15 protein-coding genes are annotated in these 15,266 nt (G+C 70.4%); 11 read left to right on the forward strand and 4 right to left on the reverse strand.

Going from position 1 to position 15,266, the window contains the following annotated elements:
- Nucleotides 1-33: 33 nt before the first annotated feature.
- Both ABTV91_RS05490 and ABTV91_RS05495 read left to right on the forward strand, forming a co-directional pair.
- The gene (locus ABTV91_RS05490) at nt 34-999 is read left to right on the forward strand and encodes a helix-turn-helix transcriptional regulator (RefSeq protein ID WP_433853598.1); all 966 of its coding nucleotides are present in this window, start codon (nt 34-36) and stop codon (nt 997-999) included.
- A gap of 99 nt (nt 1,000-1,098) precedes the next feature.
- Nucleotides 1,099-2,565, forward strand: coding sequence for a UbiD family decarboxylase (locus ABTV91_RS05495; RefSeq protein WP_433853599.1), 1,467 nt, complete (start codon nt 1,099-1,101; stop codon nt 2,563-2,565).
- Here ABTV91_RS05495 and ABTV91_RS05500 read toward each other — a convergent pair whose 3' ends face one another.
- Nucleotides 2,566-3,048, reverse strand: coding sequence for a DnrO protein (locus ABTV91_RS05500; protein WP_433853600.1), 483 nt, complete (start codon nt 3,046-3,048; stop codon nt 2,566-2,568).
- Nucleotides 3,049-3,221: 173 nt separating this feature from the next.
- On the opposite strand from ABTV91_RS05500, the gene ubiU reads away from it, so the two are divergent.
- Nucleotides 3,222-4,220, forward strand: a complete 999-nt coding sequence (gene ubiU / locus ABTV91_RS05505) for a ubiquinone anaerobic biosynthesis protein UbiU (RefSeq protein WP_433853601.1) — start codon at nt 3,222-3,224, stop codon at nt 4,218-4,220.
- Nucleotides 4,221-4,230: 10 nt separating this feature from the next.
- Nucleotides 4,231-5,103: a U32 family peptidase gene (locus tag ABTV91_RS05510; protein ID WP_433853602.1), complete on the forward strand. Its 873-nt coding sequence runs from the start codon at nt 4,231-4,233 to the stop codon at nt 5,101-5,103.
- Between the two features lie 43 nt (nt 5,104-5,146).
- Here the strand turns inward: ABTV91_RS05510 and ubiT are convergent, their stop codons facing one another.
- Nucleotides 5,147-5,977, reverse strand: coding sequence for a ubiquinone anaerobic biosynthesis accessory factor UbiT (gene ubiT, locus ABTV91_RS05515; protein WP_433853603.1), 831 nt, complete (start codon nt 5,975-5,977; stop codon nt 5,147-5,149).
- A 148-nt stretch (nt 5,978-6,125) separates the two neighbouring features.
- Nucleotides 6,126-6,725, reverse strand: a complete 600-nt coding sequence (locus tag ABTV91_RS05520) for a lipocalin family protein (RefSeq protein ID WP_433853604.1) — start codon at nt 6,723-6,725, stop codon at nt 6,126-6,128.
- Nucleotides 6,726-6,856: 131 nt separating this feature from the next.
- Here ABTV91_RS05520 and ABTV91_RS05525 point away from each other — a divergent pair, with 131 nt between their 5' ends.
- Both ABTV91_RS05525 and ABTV91_RS05530 read left to right on the forward strand, forming a co-directional pair.
- Nucleotides 6,857-7,165 (forward strand): hypothetical protein, encoded by a 309-nt coding sequence (locus ABTV91_RS05525; protein WP_433853605.1) that lies wholly within the window; start codon nt 6,857-6,859, stop codon nt 7,163-7,165.
- A gap of 68 nt (nt 7,166-7,233) precedes the next feature.
- On the forward strand, nt 7,234-9,333 hold the full coding sequence (locus tag ABTV91_RS05530; RefSeq protein ID WP_433853606.1) for a prolyl oligopeptidase family serine peptidase: 2,100 nt from the start codon (nt 7,234-7,236) through the stop codon (nt 9,331-9,333).
- Nucleotides 9,334-9,623: 290 nt separating this feature from the next.
- Here ABTV91_RS05530 and ABTV91_RS05535 read toward each other — a convergent pair whose 3' ends face one another.
- The gene (locus tag ABTV91_RS05535; protein WP_433853607.1) at nt 9,624-10,823 is read right to left on the reverse strand and encodes a pyridoxal phosphate-dependent aminotransferase; all 1,200 of its coding nucleotides are present in this window, start codon (nt 10,821-10,823) and stop codon (nt 9,624-9,626) included.
- Between the two features lie 109 nt (nt 10,824-10,932).
- Between ABTV91_RS05535 and ABTV91_RS05540 the strand changes: the two genes are divergently transcribed.
- The 5 genes from ABTV91_RS05540 to ABTV91_RS05560 all read left to right on the forward strand — a co-directional run bounded on the left by ABTV91_RS05540 (nt 10,933) and on the right by ABTV91_RS05560 (nt 15,258).
- Nucleotides 10,933-13,041: a S9 family peptidase gene (locus ABTV91_RS05540; protein WP_433853608.1), complete on the forward strand. Its 2,109-nt coding sequence runs from the start codon at nt 10,933-10,935 to the stop codon at nt 13,039-13,041.
- Nucleotides 13,038-13,460: a YbaN family protein gene (locus ABTV91_RS05545; RefSeq protein ID WP_433854126.1), complete on the forward strand. Its 423-nt coding sequence runs from the start codon at nt 13,038-13,040 to the stop codon at nt 13,458-13,460. Before ABTV91_RS05540 ends, ABTV91_RS05545 begins: the two co-directional genes overlap by 4 nt.
- Before the next feature lie 67 nt (nt 13,461-13,527).
- Nucleotides 13,528-13,740, forward strand: a complete 213-nt coding sequence (gene lptM, locus ABTV91_RS05550; RefSeq protein WP_433853609.1) for an LPS translocon maturation chaperone LptM — start codon at nt 13,528-13,530, stop codon at nt 13,738-13,740.
- Nucleotides 13,733-14,584, forward strand: coding sequence for a diaminopimelate epimerase (gene dapF / locus ABTV91_RS05555; RefSeq protein ID WP_433853610.1), 852 nt, complete (start codon nt 13,733-13,735; stop codon nt 14,582-14,584). Before lptM ends, dapF begins: the two co-directional genes overlap by 8 nt.
- Nucleotides 14,581-15,258 (forward strand): DUF484 family protein, encoded by a 678-nt coding sequence (locus ABTV91_RS05560; RefSeq protein WP_433853611.1) that lies wholly within the window; start codon nt 14,581-14,583, stop codon nt 15,256-15,258. Before dapF ends, ABTV91_RS05560 begins: the two co-directional genes overlap by 4 nt.
- The last annotated feature ends 8 nt before the right edge of the window (nt 15,259-15,266 follow it).

Consider the following 15,266-nt stretch of genomic DNA (forward strand, 5'->3'; position numbering starts at 1 on the left):
GCCATTCACCGCCGAGTCGGACATAATCGGGCCATGGACCGCTACGAACGCATCAACGCACTGCATCGCCTGCTCAAGTCCGCCCGCTACCCGATCACGGTGGCGCGGCTGCAGGAAGAACTGGGCTGTTCACGTGCCACGGTCTACCGCGACCTGGCCTTCCTGCGCGACGCCCTGATGGCGCCGGTGGAGGGCGACGGCGAGGCCGGCTTCCGCTACCAGAGCGGGGAAAGCGACCGCTTCGAGCTGCCGGGGCTGTGGCTCAGCTCGGAGGAACTGCACGCGCTGCTGGCCTCCCAGCACCTGCTGGCGCGCACCGGCGGCGGCGTGCTGTCCTCGGTGCTGGCGCCGCTGCAGCAGCGCATCGAAAGCCTGCTGGCGGCCCAGGCTGGCGCCTCGTCATGGCCGGTGGAGCGGGTGCGGGTGATCCCGCACCGCGGCCGCAAGCTCGACGAGGCCAGTTTCCGCACCGTGGCCTCGGGCGTGCTCGAGCGCCGGCAGCTGTCCTTCGATTACCGCGCGCGCTCGACCGACGAAGTGACGCGGCGCACGGTTTCGCCGCAGCGCATCACCCATTACCGCGACAACTGGTACCTGGACGCCTGGGACCACGGCCGCGAGGCGCTGCGCAGCTTCGCCGTGGACCGCATCCACAAGGCGCGGGTGATCGACCAGGCCGCGCGGGACATTCCCGACAGCGAGCTGGACGAACAGCTGGGCGCCGGCTACGGCATTTTCTCCGGCGCGCCCAAGGGCTGGGCGACCATCGTATTCAGCGCCAAGGCGGCGCGCTGGGTGGCCGACGAACACTGGCATTCGAAGCAGCAGGGCCGTTTCCTGGCCGACGGCCGCTACGAGCTGAAGGTGCCCTACAGCGTCTCGCGCGAACTGCTGATGGACGTGCTGCACTACGGTTCGGACGCGGAGATCGTCGAGCCGCAGTCGCTGCGCGAGCAGGCCAAGGCGCTGCTGTCGCTGGCGCTGAGCAACTACGACTGACGCGGTCCGCGCGGCAAAGCCGGCGCGCTTGACCCAGGTCATGGGGCGGCGGCGCCGCCCTCGCCAGAATCGGTGGCCCCGATGGCACGGAGCCGCCGCATGGCCTTCCACGATCTGCGCGGTTTCCTGCAGCACCTGCGCGCGCGCGGCCAGCTGCGCGAACTCACCGTGCCGGTGGACCCGGAACTGGAAAGCACGGCGCTGTGCCTGCGCGCGCTGCAGGCGCAGGGGCCGGCGCTGCTGATGCCGGCCGCCGGCTCGGCGCATGCGCTGCTGGGCAACCTGTTCGGCCACCGCCGCCGGATCGAGCTGGCCCTGGCCGGGCGGCCGCTGGCGTCGCTGCGCGAACTCGGCGAACTGCTGGCCGCGGTCAAGGAACCGCGCTGGCCCGGCAACCTGCGGCAGGCGCTGGCGCAGTGGCCGGAACTGGCGCAGCTGGCGCACGTGGCGCCGCGCCGGGTGGACGAGGCTGCGTTCGACGAGGACGTGCGCAGCGGCGAGGACGTCGACCTGGGCGTGCTGCCGGTGCAGCGCTGCTGGCCCGAGGACGCGGGCAGGCTGATCACCTTCGGCCTGGTGGTCACCCGCGGCACGCGCCAGCCGCGCCAGAATGTGGCGATCTACCGGCAGCAGGTGATCGGCCGCAACCGGGTGATCATGCGCTGGCTGCCGCACCGCGGCGGCGCGCTGGATTTCGCCGACTGGCAGGCCGCGCATCCGGACAGGCCGTTCCCGGTGCTGGTGGCGATCGGCGCCGATCCGGCGACCCTGCTGGCGGCGGTGGCGCCGCTGCCCGATACGCTGTCCGAATACGAATTCGCCGGCCTGCTGCGCGCCTCGCGCACCCGCGTCTGGCGCAGCCGCCTGACCGGCCTGGACGCGCCGGCCGGCGCGGAGATCCTGCTGGAAGGCTTCATCCAGCCGGGCGACACCGCGCTGGAAGGTCCGTTCGGCGACCACACCGGCTACTACAACGCGCAGGGCACCTTCCCGGTGCTGACCATCGAACGCATGCGCCTGCGCGCCGGCGCGATCTACCACGGCAGCTACATGGGGCGCGCGCCGCACGACGAACCCTCGGTGCTGTCGATGGCGCTGAACGACGTGTTCGTGCCGATCCTGCGCAAGGTGTTCCCCGAGATCGTGGATTTCTACCTGCCGCCGGAAGCGTGCTCCTACCGCGTCGCGGTGGTGAGCATCCGCAAGCAGTACCCCGGCCATGCGCGGCGGATCATGATGGGCGTGTGGTCCTACCTGCGCCAGTTCACCTACACCAAGTTCGTGATCGTCACCGACGAGGACATCGACGTGCGCGACTGGTCGCAGGTGATCTGGGCGCTCTCCACGCGGGTGGACCCGGCGCGCGACAGCCTGCTGGTGGAGAACACGCCGATCGATTACCTGGATTTCTCCAGCCCGACGCCGAACCTGGGGTCCAAGCTCGGGCTGGACGCCACCCACAAGTGGCCCGCCGAAACCAGCCGTACCTGGAGCCGGCCGATCCGGCTCGACCCGGAAGTGGAGCGGCGCGTGGACGCGCTGTGGCGCACGGCGATGGCGGACTGATCAGTCCGCCGCGGCATTCCAGGCCGGATCGTCGAACAGCTGCGGGTAGCGCGCCAGCGCCGAACGCATGCCTGCGATCTCCTGCACCGGCACCTGTTGCGATGTACGCACCGCTTCGGCACCGGCCAGGAACCGCGCCAGCAGGCCGTGCAGCGCCACGTCGGCATCGGGTTCCAGCCTGCAGTTGGCGAAGATGTCGTTGACCGAGGTGTCGATCAGCGCCACCGTGCTGCTGGCCTGGGCGATGCCCATGTGGCCGTGCTCGTAGTGTTCCAGCGCCTGCACCGCCACGCGGATGCTGCGCATGCCTTCGCGCAGCGGCGCGTCGGTGGGCCAGCGCTGGTCCGGTGCCGGCGCAGCGGCGGCGGGCGCATGCGCGTGCGCTGCATGCGCTTCGTGCGCCGACTGCGCGGCCGCCGGCTGCATGGAGAACGCGCCTGCAAGGATGAGCGTGGAGGTGGAAAGCAGGATCGTGCGTCGCATCGTCTTCTCCGGGGCGGTGCGCGAATGCCCGCCTGCGACGCAGCATCCCACGCGTCCGGCAGCACGCCCATGATCCACGTCAACGCCGCGCGCGGGCGCAGCTTGACCCACGTCAAGGACGCACGCGGCCACCCGCAGGATCATGCCGGCTCCCCACGGGCCGGAGTCTCCGCATGCAACTGGTATGTCCCGCCGGCAACCTGCCGGCCCTGCAGGCGGCAGTGGATGCGGGGGCCAATGCGGTCTACGCCGGTTTCCGCGACCAGACCAACGCGCGCGCGTTCCCGGGCCTCAACTTCTCCGACGACGAACTGCGCGCCGGCATCCGTTATGCGCACGCGCAGGGCGCCAGCGTCTACCTGGCGTTGAACACCTACCCGGACAGCGCGCGCCTGAAGGACTGGCACGCCGCCGTGGACAAGGCTGCGGCGCTGGGCGCCGACGCCATCATCGCCGCCGAGATGGCGGTGCTCGACTACGCCGCGCGCACGCATCCGCAGCTGCCGCGCCACCTGTCGGTGCAGGGCTCGGCCACCACCGCGCCGGCGCTGCGCTACGCGCACGAACGCTTCGGCATCAGCCGCGCGGTGCTGCCGCGGGTGCTGTCGATCCAGCAGGTCGAGCGGTTGTGCGAGAAGTCGCCGGTGGCGCTGGAGGTATTCGCCTTCGGCAGCCTGTGCATCATGGTGGAAGGCCGCTGCCAGCTTTCCAGCTACGTCACCGGCGCCTCGCCCAACCGCCACGGCGTGTGTTCGCCGGCGAAGTTCGTGCGCTGGGAGGAACGCTCCGACGGCAGCCGCGGCGTGCGCCTGAACGACGTGCTGATCGACGAATTCAGGCCGGACGAACCGGCCGGCTACCCGACCGTGTGCAAGGGCCGCTTCGACGTCGACGACGAGATCTTCCACGCGCTGGAAGAACCCACCAGCCTCAACACGATGGAACTGCTGCCGCGGCTGCGGCAGATCGGCGTGACCGCATTGAAGATCGAAGGCCGCCAGCGCGGCGTGGCCTACGTCGGTTCGGTCACCCGCACCTGGCGCAAGGCCATCGACCGGCTCGCCGCCGACGGCGCGCATTGGCGGCTGCGGCCCGAATGGCAGGCCGAACTGGCGCGCCACGCCGAGGGTCACCAGACCACGCTCGGCCCGTACCACCGCGCCTGGCACTGAAGGAACGACGATGAAACTCAGCCTGGGCCCGCTGCAGTACTTCTGGCCGCGCGAACGCACGCTCGCCTTCTACCGCGACGCGATCCACTGGCCGCTGGACATCGTCTATCTGGGCGAGACCGTGTGCAGCAAGCGCCGCGAACTGCGCACCGCCGACTGGCTGGCGCTGGCCGGGGAACTGGCCGCCTCCGGCAAGCAGATCGTGCTGTCCACGCTGGCGCTGATCGAGGCCGAATCCGAACTGGGCGTGCTCGACCGGCAGGTGTCGCACGGCGGCTTCTGGATCGAGGCCAACGACCTGTCGGCGGTGCAGCTGTGTCGCGAGAAGGGCCGCCCGTTCGTGGCCGGTCCCTCGCTCAACGTCTACAACCACCGCGCGCTGGCGATGCTGGCCGAGGACGGCCTGCGCCGCTGGGTGCCGGGCGTAGAGCAGGGCCGCGTATTGATCGGCGAACTGGCCGATGCCCATGTCGCCGCCGGCGGCGCGATGCCGGAGCTGGAAGTGACCGCGTGGGGACGGCTGCCGCTGTCCTACTCGGCGCGCTGCTTCACCGCCCGCGCGCTCGACGTGCCCAAGGACCAGTGCGGCTTCCGCTGCATCGAACACCCGGACGGCATGCCGCTGGCCACCCGCGACGGGCGTCCGTTCCTGCGCATCAACGGCATTTCGGTGCAGGGCGAGGAGATCACCGACCTCGGCCCGGAGCTGCCGGAACTGCGCGCACTGGGCGTGGACATCCTGCGCCTGTACCCGCAGGCCGACGGCATGGAGGCGGTGGTGCGGCATTTCGACGCCGCACGCCGCAGCCCGGTGGCGCCCGCCCGCATCGGCCAGCGCAACGGCTACTGGCATGGCGAGCCGGGGATGCGGATGGCGGGCTGAGCCTTGGCGTCCCGCACCGGAATACCGGGCGCGGGACGCGCGTTCAGTGCCGCCGGGCGTGGGCCCCGCGCGCGGCCTGCAGCAGGCGGCTGCTCCGCTGCAGCGCGATGCGCAGCGCCAGCGGCACTTCCTCCCAGGGCATGCGGTCGAGCAGGTTGCGCAGCAGCAGGCCCAGTTCGGTATCGCCGGTCAGTTCCAGACGGCGCTGGAAGAACAGGGTGTCGGCATCCTCCTGCCGGCTGGCGAGCAGCAGCAGATCGGTGGCGCTGCCGCGGATCGTGGCTTCCGCGTCGCCGTCGGCCGCGCGCAGGCGGCCGTCGGCCAGCTCGATCACCCAGCGCAGGCCGAGGTCGCGCACCTCGATGCCGATCCGCCGGCCTTCGACGGCTTCCAGGCTGCGCAGCACTCCCGGCGCGGAGACGGCGCGCCCGAGCACGCGCGGCACCACCCGGGCGTGCAGCGACGCCGGGATGCGCGACAGCAATGGGCGCCAGTAGCGCGGCGGCGGCAGCCAGCGCAGCAGGCGGGTGGCGGCATGGGACGGGTCGGGAATGGACATGGCGATGCCTTCGGGAAAGGGCAGGGAAGCGGCCGGTGCGAGCTGGCGGCGGTGGGCCTGCGCGATCAGCGTCTGCATCACCGGCACCACGCTGTCGCTCTCCAGGCCGCGGCGGTGCGCGCGCCGCCGAGCGCGTTCGAGCACGGCGCGTTCGCGTTCGGGATCGTGCCGGCACAGGCCGGCATGCGCCTTGGCGCGGCCGGCGATGGCGGCCAGCCGCTGGCGGCCGGCGAACAGTTCCACCACGCCGTCGTCGACCCGGTCGATCGCGTGGCGCGCGCAGGCCAGCACCAGGTGGTCGAGCCAAGCGCTCATGGCCGCCGGTCCTGGCATGGATCGGGCGTCGCGGTGCGGTCGTTGCGCATGGTGCTGTCCCAGCCGGAGGACCGCCATGCTAGGGCGCCGCCCGCGGGCGGTGGTTGATGCAGGTCAAGCGCGCCCTATTCCGCCGCGCGGGCGCGGCTCACTTCTGGTTGGGAACCTCGAAACCCAGCCTGCCGACCTGCTCCGGGTGCTGCGGCACGCGCTTGAGCTTGTCGGTGTTGACCTCGTAGCGGTCGCGCAGGCGCAGCGCCAGCTGCCGGTACAGCGCGGCGTCCATGTCCGGCTCGCGGGCGAAGATCCACGCCATCTCGCGGCCCGGGTAGCCGATCAGCGCCCAGGAATAGTCCGGCGCCACTTCCAGGATGCGCGAATGGGTCGGCACCACCTTGTAGAACCAGGTGCGCCAGCGGCGATTGCCGCTGTCCGCGTCCACGCGCGCGCGCAGGTCGATTTCCTCTTCCGGCGCGTCGAAGCCGTCGCGGTACTGGTAGCGGATGGATACGCGGTCGCCGCCGCGCAGGCTGTAGGTGTTGACGCTGGCGACATGGCCGCGCTCGACGAAATTCGGCACCCGCCCGATCACGTACCAGCGGCCCATGAAGCGTTGCAGGTCGATCGGGCCTTCGGCGATGCCCTCGGCATCGACGGTGGCCGGCGCGGCGTCCTGCGCCAGGGCCGGCGCCAGCGGCAGGGTGAGGCTCAGCAACAGGGCGGACAGGAACGCTGGGATGGGTCGCATTGCGGGGTGGAGCGCCATGGAGGGTGACGCCAGCATGTTCGATGGGCGGCGATGGATGCGTCAATGCCCGGTCGCAACCTCTGAGATGGGCGGCCGGCAGCATGCGCCCGAACCCGTTACCGGAGCGTGTCATGGCCCAGTCGTCCCGCCGCAATACCGTCGAACATCCCGATCCGCGCGTGCTGCGTTGCGTCAGGCAGGCCGCGCTCGCCGGGCTGGCCCTGGTGCTGGTATGGCCGGCCATGCGCGGCAGCAGTGTCTGGATCGGCTGGCTGCCGCTGTGGTTGCTGGGCATGCCGCTGAGCGCGTGGTGGGCGCTGTACCGCTTCCGCCTGCCCGCGGCATGGCGCGCGCGGCGGCAGGCCTCGGGCAACCGGCAGCGGCCCCAGGCCCGGCGCCTGCGCCGCGCCCGTCGCGGGACCACGGTGCGCGCGGCCTGACCTTCGACAGGGGAAGGCCGCGTCGGGGCTGTGCTAGCGTTCGCGGCCTATGACCGCGTGGAGCCCTCATGTCCCGATTCACTTCCGCCTGCCTCGCCGCGGGCCTGATTTCCGCAAGCCTGTCCGGGGCCGCCATGGCCGCTGACGCCGACCAGGACAGATACGCCTGGCTGGAAGACGTCACCGGCGACAAGCCGCTGGCCTGGGTGAAGGAGCAGAACGCCAAGGCCGAGGCGCGCCTGGCGCAGAGCGCGCAGTTCAAGGAGATGGAGGCCGGCATCCGCGCGGTGCTGGATTCGGACGCCAAGATCCCCGGCGTCGAGAAGATCGGCGACTACTACTACAACTTCTGGAAGGACAAGCAGCACGAGCGCGGCGTCTGGCGCCGCACCACCCTGGTGGAGTACCGCAAGGCCGAGCCGCTGTGGGAAACCGTGCTGGACCTGGATGCGCTGAACAAGGCCGAGGGCGAGAACTGGGTGTGGCACGGCGCCAACTGCCTGCGCCCGCAGTACACGCGCTGCCTGGTCGCGCTGTCGCGCGGCGGTGCTGACGCCGACGTCACCCGCGAGTTCGATGTCGCGAAGAAGGAATGGATCAAGGACGGCTTCTTCCGCCCGGAAGCCAAGGGCGGCCTGGGCTGGATCGACCAGGACAACGTGTTCGTCTACACCGATTTCGGTGACGGCACGATGACCACCTCCGGCTATCCGCGCGTGGTCAAGCGCTGGAAGCGCGGCACGCCGATGTCGGCGGCCACCCCGGTGTACGAAGGCACGCCGGAGGACATGTACATCGCGGCGATGCATGACGACACGCTTGGCTTCGAGCGTGACTTCGTCAGCCGCACCATCGCCTTCTACAACAACGAGCTTTACCTGGTCGGCGCGGATGGCAGGCTGACCAAGGTCGACGCGCCGAATTCGGCCGAGAAGGGCGTGCGCCGCGAGTGGCTGACCCTGGAGCTGCGCGAGCCGTGGACCGTGGGCGGCAGGACCTACGCCGCCGGCTCGCTGCTGGCGACGAAGTTCGACGATTTCATGGCCGGCAAGCGTGAGTTCGACGTGCTGTTCGCGCCGACCGACACCACCTCGCTGGCCGGTGCGGCCTGGACCAGGAACCACGTCGTGCTGAACGTGCTGGACGACGTCAAGAACCGCCTGCAGGTGCTGACCCCCGGCAAGGACGGCTGGACCCGCAGCGATTTCGTCGGCGCGCCGGCGTTCGGCACCATCGGTGTCGGCGCGGTGGATCCGGACGAAAGCGACGCGGTGTGGATGACCGTCACCGACTACCTCACCCCGACCACGCTGTCGCTGGCGCAGATCGGCCAGCAGCCGGAAGTGCTCAAGACCATGCCGGCGTTCTTCGACGCCAGCGGCAAGGTGATCGAGCAGCACTTCGCCACCAGCAAGGACGGCACCCGCGTGCCGTACTTCGTGGTGCACGGCAAGGACATGAAGCGCGACGGCTCCAACCCGACCCTGCTGTACGGCTACGGCGGCTTCGAGATCTCGCTGACCCCGTCCTACTCCGGCGGCATGGGCCGCGCGTGGCTGGAAAAGGGCGGCGTGTACGTCGTGGCCAACATCCGCGGCGGCGGCGAGTACGGCCCGCGCTGGCACCAGGCGGCGCTGAAGCAGAACCGCCACAAGGCCTACGAGGACATGGCGGCGGTGGCGCAGGACCTGGTCAGCCGCAGGATCACCTCGGCCCGGCACCTGGGCGTGCAGGGCGGCAGCAACGGCGGCCTGCTCACCGGCAACATGCTCACCCAGTACCCGGAGCTGTTCGGCGCGGTGGTGGTGCAGGTGCCGCTGCTGGACATGAAGCGCTACAGCCACCTGCTGGCCGGCGCCTCGTGGATGGCCGAGTACGGCAATCCGGACACGGCCGACTGGGAGTTCATCCAGACCTTCTCGCCGTACCACCTGTTCGACCCGGCCAAGGACTACCCGCCGGTGCTGTTCACCACCTCCACCCGCGACGACCGCGTGCATCCAGGCCACGCCCGCAAGATGGCGGCCAAGATGATCGACGCCGGCAAGAACGTGACCTACTACGAGAACATCGAAGGAGGCCACGGCGGCGCAGCCAACAACGCGCAGGCCGCGCACATGTCGGCGCTGGCGTACAGCTTCCTGTGGGAGCAGCTGAGCAGTAAGTGATGCCCGGCTGGAGTTGATGCAGCGCTGGAGTTGATACAGAACAAACGCCACCGAAAGGTGGCGTTTGTTGTTTGAAGCCCCTCTCCCGCAAGCGGGAGAGGGGTTGGGGTGAGGGCAGGAGCGAAGTCCTGATGGTGAATGCATATGAACGCTTTCGAAGCCCAAAGCCCCCCATCCGCCCTGCGGGCACCTGCATTCGGCACATCCCTGTGCCTCACCCTTCGGGCGGCTTCGCCGTGCAACTCGGCAATCCTGCCGCGTTGTCGCCCGCAGGCGGGGGAAGGATGTCGTCAGGTCGCCTGCTTTCCCTGCCAGCGCTCCAGCCCGCGCGCGATGCGCGCCACCGCCTCCTGCAGCCGCGCCACGTCCTGCGTATAGGCGATGCGCACGTGCTGGCGGGCGCGGTGGTGGCCGAAGTCCAGGCCGGGCGTGAACGCCACGTGCTCGGTTTCCAGGAAGTGCGCGCATAAGGCCTGCGCGTCGTCGGTGAACGCGCTCACGTCGCAGTACAGGTAGAACGCGCCCTGCGGTTCGACGTCGATGCGGAAGCCGAGTTCGCGCAGCGCTGGCAGCAGGTAGTCCCGGCGCTCGCGGAACTGTTCGCGGCGCTGCTCGAAGATGGCGATCGTCTCCGGCTCGAAGCAGGCCAGCGCGGCATGCTGCGCCATCGACGGCGCGCTGATGTACAGGTTCTGCGCCAGTTTCTCCAGCTCGGGCACCGCCGCCGGCGGCGCCACCAGCCAGCCCAGGCGCCAGCCGGTCATGCCGAAGTACTTGGAGAAGCTGTTGAGCACGAAGGCGCCGTCGTCCACTTCCAGCACGCTGGGCGCGTCGAAGCCGTAGGTCAGGCCGTGGTAGATCTCGTCCACCACCAGGTGGCCGCCGCGCGCCTTCAACGCGGCCGACAGCGCGGCCAGCTGCGCGGCATCGAGCGTGGTGCCGGTGGGGTTGGCGGGCGAAGCGACCAGCGCGCCGACGCTGCCGGCGTTCCAGTGCCGGCCGATCAGTTCGGGGGTCAGCTGGTAACCGCTGTCCGGGCCGACCGGCACCAGTTGCGCGGCGCCTTCCACCAGCCGCAGGAAATGGCGGTTGCAGGGATAGCCGGGGTCGGCCAGCAGCCAGTGCCGGCCCGGATCGACCAGCAGGCTGGAGGCCAGCAGCAGCGCGCCCGAGCCGCCGGGCGTGACCAGGATGCGCTCGGGATCGATGTCCAGCCCATGGCGGCTGCCGTAGAAACCGGCGATGGCCTCGCGCAGGGCCGGCAGTCCGCGCGCGGCGGTGTAGCGGGTATGGCCGGCGGCCAGCGCGGCCTGGCCGGCGCGCACGATGGGGTCGGCGGTGGTGAAGTCGGGCTCGCCGATCTCCAGGTGGATCACGTCGAAGCCGGCCTGCTCCAGCGCGTTGGCGCGCGCCAGCAGCGACATGACGTGGAACGGGGCGATCTCGTGGCTGCGCCGGCTGTAGCCGGACGGTGTGGGGGCGGCGTTCATCGCCGACATCATAGGCCGCGCCGCCGCGGGCCGGTGCCGGCCGCGACTCCCATGGCACACTGTCGGCCATCGCCGGGCGGCCGCGTGGCCGTCCACACGGAGCCCGCGCATGAAACCCGCCCTTTGCCTGTTGGTCGCAAGCCTGATGATGAATACCGCCGTCGCCTCCACGCCCGTTCCGCCCGACGCCCAGAAGCGTCCCCACCAGGTCAAGGCGCCGTTCGGCGCGGTCCGCGAGGACGAGTACTACTGGCTGCGCGACGACGAGCGCCAGGACCCGGCGATGCTGGCCTACCTCACCGCCGAGAACGCCTACACCGACGCGCTGATGGCGCCGCTCAAGCCGCTGGAGGATACGCTCTACGGCGAGATCGTCGGCCGCATCAAGCAGGACGACGCCAGCGTGCCGTACCGCGAACGCGGCTACTGGTATTACACCCGCTACGAAACCGGCAAGGACTATCCGGTCCACGCGCGCCGCAAGGGCGACATGCAGGCGCCGGAGGAAGTGCTGCTGGACCTGAACGCCATGGCCGAGGGCAAGGGCTACTTCGCCGTCGACGACATGGAAGTGAGCCAGGACAACCGCCTGCTGGCCTGGGCCGAGGACGACGTCGGCCGCCGCCAGTACACCATCCGCTTCAAGGACCTGGCCACCGGCCAGCTGCTGCCCGACGTGATCCAGGGCGTGTCGGCGAACGTGGTGTGGGCCGACGACAACCGCACCCTGTTCTACGTCGAGAACGATCCTGAAACCCTGCTCACCGTGCGGGTGAAGAAGCACGTGCTGGGCACGCCGGCCAGCCGCGATGCGCTGGTCTACGAGGAAGACGACGACAGCTTTTACATGGGCGTGGGGCGCACCCGCGACGACCGCTACATCACCATCGGCGTGGACAGCACCGTGTCCTCGGAGCTGCGCTATGCGCCGGCCGCCGACCCGGCGGCGTTCACCGTGCTGGCGCCGCGCGAACGCGACGTGGAATACGACGCCGACCATTTCGACGGCCGCTGGGTGATCCGCACCAATGCCGACGGCGCGAAGAACTTCAAGCTGGTCACCGCGCCGGACGGCGCCACCTCGCGCGCGCAGTGGCAGGACTGGGTGAAGCACGATCCGCAGGTGCTGGTGGAAGGCTTCGAGCTGTTCGACGGGTTCACCGCCATCGCCGAACGCGCCGAGGCGCTGGAGCGCGTGCGCCTGCTGTTCGGCGACGGCCGCAGCGAGTTCGTCAAGGCCGACGAACCGGCCTATTCGATGGGCCTGTCGGTCAACGCCGAGCCGGATACGGACTGGCTGCGCTACAGCTACACCTCGCTGACCACGCCGGCCACCACCTACGAGCTCAACGTGAAAACCGGCGAGCGCCGCCAGCTCAAGCAGCAGCCGGTGATCGGCTACGACCCGTCGCTGTACCAGACCGAGCGCGTGTGGGTGACGGCACGCGACGGTGCGAAGGTGCCGGTGTCGCTGGTCTACAGAAAGGGCTTCAGGAAGGACGGCAGCGCCGCGCTGTACCAGTACGCCTACGGCAGCTACGGCATGTCGATGGACCCGTATTTCAACCAGAGCGTGATCAGCCTGCTCGACCGCGGCATGGTCTACGCCATCGCCCACATCCGCGGCGGCGAGGAGATGGGCCGCCACTGGTACGAGGACGGCAAGCTGCTCAACAAGCAGAACACCTTCAACGATTTCATCGACGTCACCCGCGCGCTGGTGGCGCAGGGCTGGGCGGCGAAGGACCGCGTGGCCGCCTCCGGCGGCAGCGCCGGTGGCCTGCTGATGGGCGCGGTCGCCAACCAGGCGCCGGGCGACTACCGGGTGATGGTGGCGCAGGTGCCGTTCGTGGACGTGGTCACCACCATGCTCGACGCCAGCATCCCGCTGACCACCAACGAGTACGACGAGTGGGGCAACCCCGGGCAGAAGCGCTACTACGACTACATGCTCGGCTATTCGCCGTACGACAACGTGCGCGCGCAGGCCTATCCGGCGCTGTTCGTCGGCACCGGCCTGTGGGATTCGCAGGTGCAGTACTGGGAGCCGGCCAAGTGGGTGGCGCGCCTGCGCGACGTCAACACCGGCACGCATCCCATCGTGTTCCGCACCAACATGGAGGCCGGGCACGGCGGCAAGTCCGGCCGCTTCCAGCGCTACCACGAACTGGCCGAGTCCTACGCGTTCGTGCTGTCGCAGCTGGACGTGGCGCACTGACGGCGCCCGCGCCCGTGCCGGAATCGCCCACGCCTCCCGAGCGACGCCCGGCGCGCCTGCGCTGGGCCTGGTGGCTGCTGGCCTACGCCAGTCTCGGCGTGGGCATCGTCGGCATCTTCGTGCCGGGGCTGCCGACCACGGTGTTCGTGCTGATCGCGGCCTGGGCCGCCTCGCGCGGCTCCGAACGCCTGCACCGCTGGCTGCTGACCCACCCGCGCTTCGGCAAGGCCATCGCCGACTGGCAGGCGCATGGCGCGGTCAGCCGCAGGGGCAAGTGGATGGCCACCGCGACCATGCTGGTCTGCGCGTTGATCATGCTGTGGTGCGTGCCGCTGGCCTGGGTGAAGTGGTTCTCGATCGGCAGCATGGCCTGCGTCTGCACCTGGCTGTGGACGCGCCCGCTGCCGCCGGCGGAATGACCGGATGGACGCGGCGGGCGGCGCGCTGGCGCGGCAGCGTTGACGCACGAGTGGATATACTCGGGCCATGAACAAGACGTCCCGCCTTCCGATGCTCGTTGCAGCCGCATGCGCGCTGCTGGTCCTCACCGCCTGCGGCAACAAGGGGCCGCTGGTGATGCCGCAGAAGCCGGTGCCGGTGGAAGAGCAGGAAGTGAAGCCGGCCGACGCGCCCGCCGATGCCGTTCCGGCCGACAGCCAGGCACAGGATCCGAAGGACGACGGCCACGACCATGAATAGGCCGGCCCTGCCGCGCCTGCGTTTCACCAAGATGCATGGCGCCGGCAACGATTTCGTGGTGCTGGACCTGCGCGACGGCAGCCCGCCGCCGGATGCCGGCCTCGCCGCGCGCATCGCCGACCGCCACCGCGGCGTCGGCTGCGACCAGATCCTGACCATCGAGCCGCCGCGCGACGCCGGTTCGGTGGCGTCCTACCGCATCTGGAATTCCGACGGTTCCACCTCCCAGCAGTGCGGCAACGGCGCGCGCTGCGTGGCCGCGTGGCTGGTGCGCGACGGCGCCGCGCAGGGCGATGCGTTCATGATCGACAGCCCGCTGCGCACGCACGCGGTGCAGCGGCTGGGCGACGGCCATTACGCGGTGGCGATGGGCCTGCCGGAGTTCGAGCCGGCGCGCATCCCGCTGATCGGCTTCCCGCGCGCGCGCGAGGAATACGTGGTGCCGCTGCAGGGCGAGAACGTGCGCTTCGGCGCGGTATCGATGGGCAACCCGCACGCGGTGCTGGAAGTCGGCCTGATCGACGCCGCGCCGGTGGAACGCATGGGCCCGCTGCTGCAGCAGCACGCCTCGTTCCCCGAGTCGGTGAACGTCGGCTTCGCCCAGGTGCTGGACCGCGGCCATGCGCGCCTGCGCGTGTTCGAGCGCGGCGTCGGCGAAACCCTGGCCTGCGGCAGCGGCGCCTGCGCCGCGGCGGTGGTGCTGATGCAGCGCGGCCGGCTGGCGCGCGATGCGGTGATGTCGCTGCCCGGCGGCGACCTGCGCATCCAGTGGCCGGCCGACGACGCGCAGATCGTGATGTCCGGCCCGGCGGCTTTCGTATTCGATGGAGAGTGGATGGGATGAACGACACCCTGGAGAAAATCGGCGCCCATGAAGTCGCGGCCTGGCTGCGGCGGCATCCCGGCTTCCTCAAGCAGTTCCCCGACTTGGCGTTGACCCTGGTGGTGCCGCGCGACGACGGCCCGACCGCGTCGCTGGCCAGCTACCAGCTGGAAGTGCTGCGCGACAAGAACCGCGAGCTGTCGCGGCGGCTGGCCGACCTGGGCGCCAACGCCCAGGTCAACGAGCGCCTGGCCGTGCGCACCCATCAGCTCACCCTGGCGCTGATGCGCCAGACCAGCGCCGCCGACACGCTGCGCGCGATGGCCGCCTCGCTGGAGGAGGATTTCGCCGGCGACCTGGTGCGCATCGTCAGCCTGCACCCGGTGCCGGAACTGGAGCAGGCGCCGTGGCTGCAGTCCATCGCTGCCGGCGACGCGCGGCTGGCGCCGTTCCACGACTGCCTGCAGGACGGCGAGCCGATCTGCGGCCGCCTGCAGCCGGAGAAGAACGACGTGCTGTACGGCGAGCGGGTCGGCGAAGTGCTGTCCACCGCGCTGCTGCCGCTGCCGGGCGTCGGCCTGATCGCGGTCGGCAGCCACGATCCGAACCGCTTCTACCCCGGCATGGGCACGCTGTTCCTGCGCATGATGGGCGAGTCGCTGGTGGTGGCGCTGCAGCGCTTCCGCGCCGGCTGAGGCGGTTG

This window comes from Stenotrophomonas nitritireducens, from assembly GCF_050984405.1.
Lineage (GTDB): Bacteria > Pseudomonadota > Gammaproteobacteria > Xanthomonadales > Xanthomonadaceae > Stenotrophomonas > Stenotrophomonas nitritireducens_B.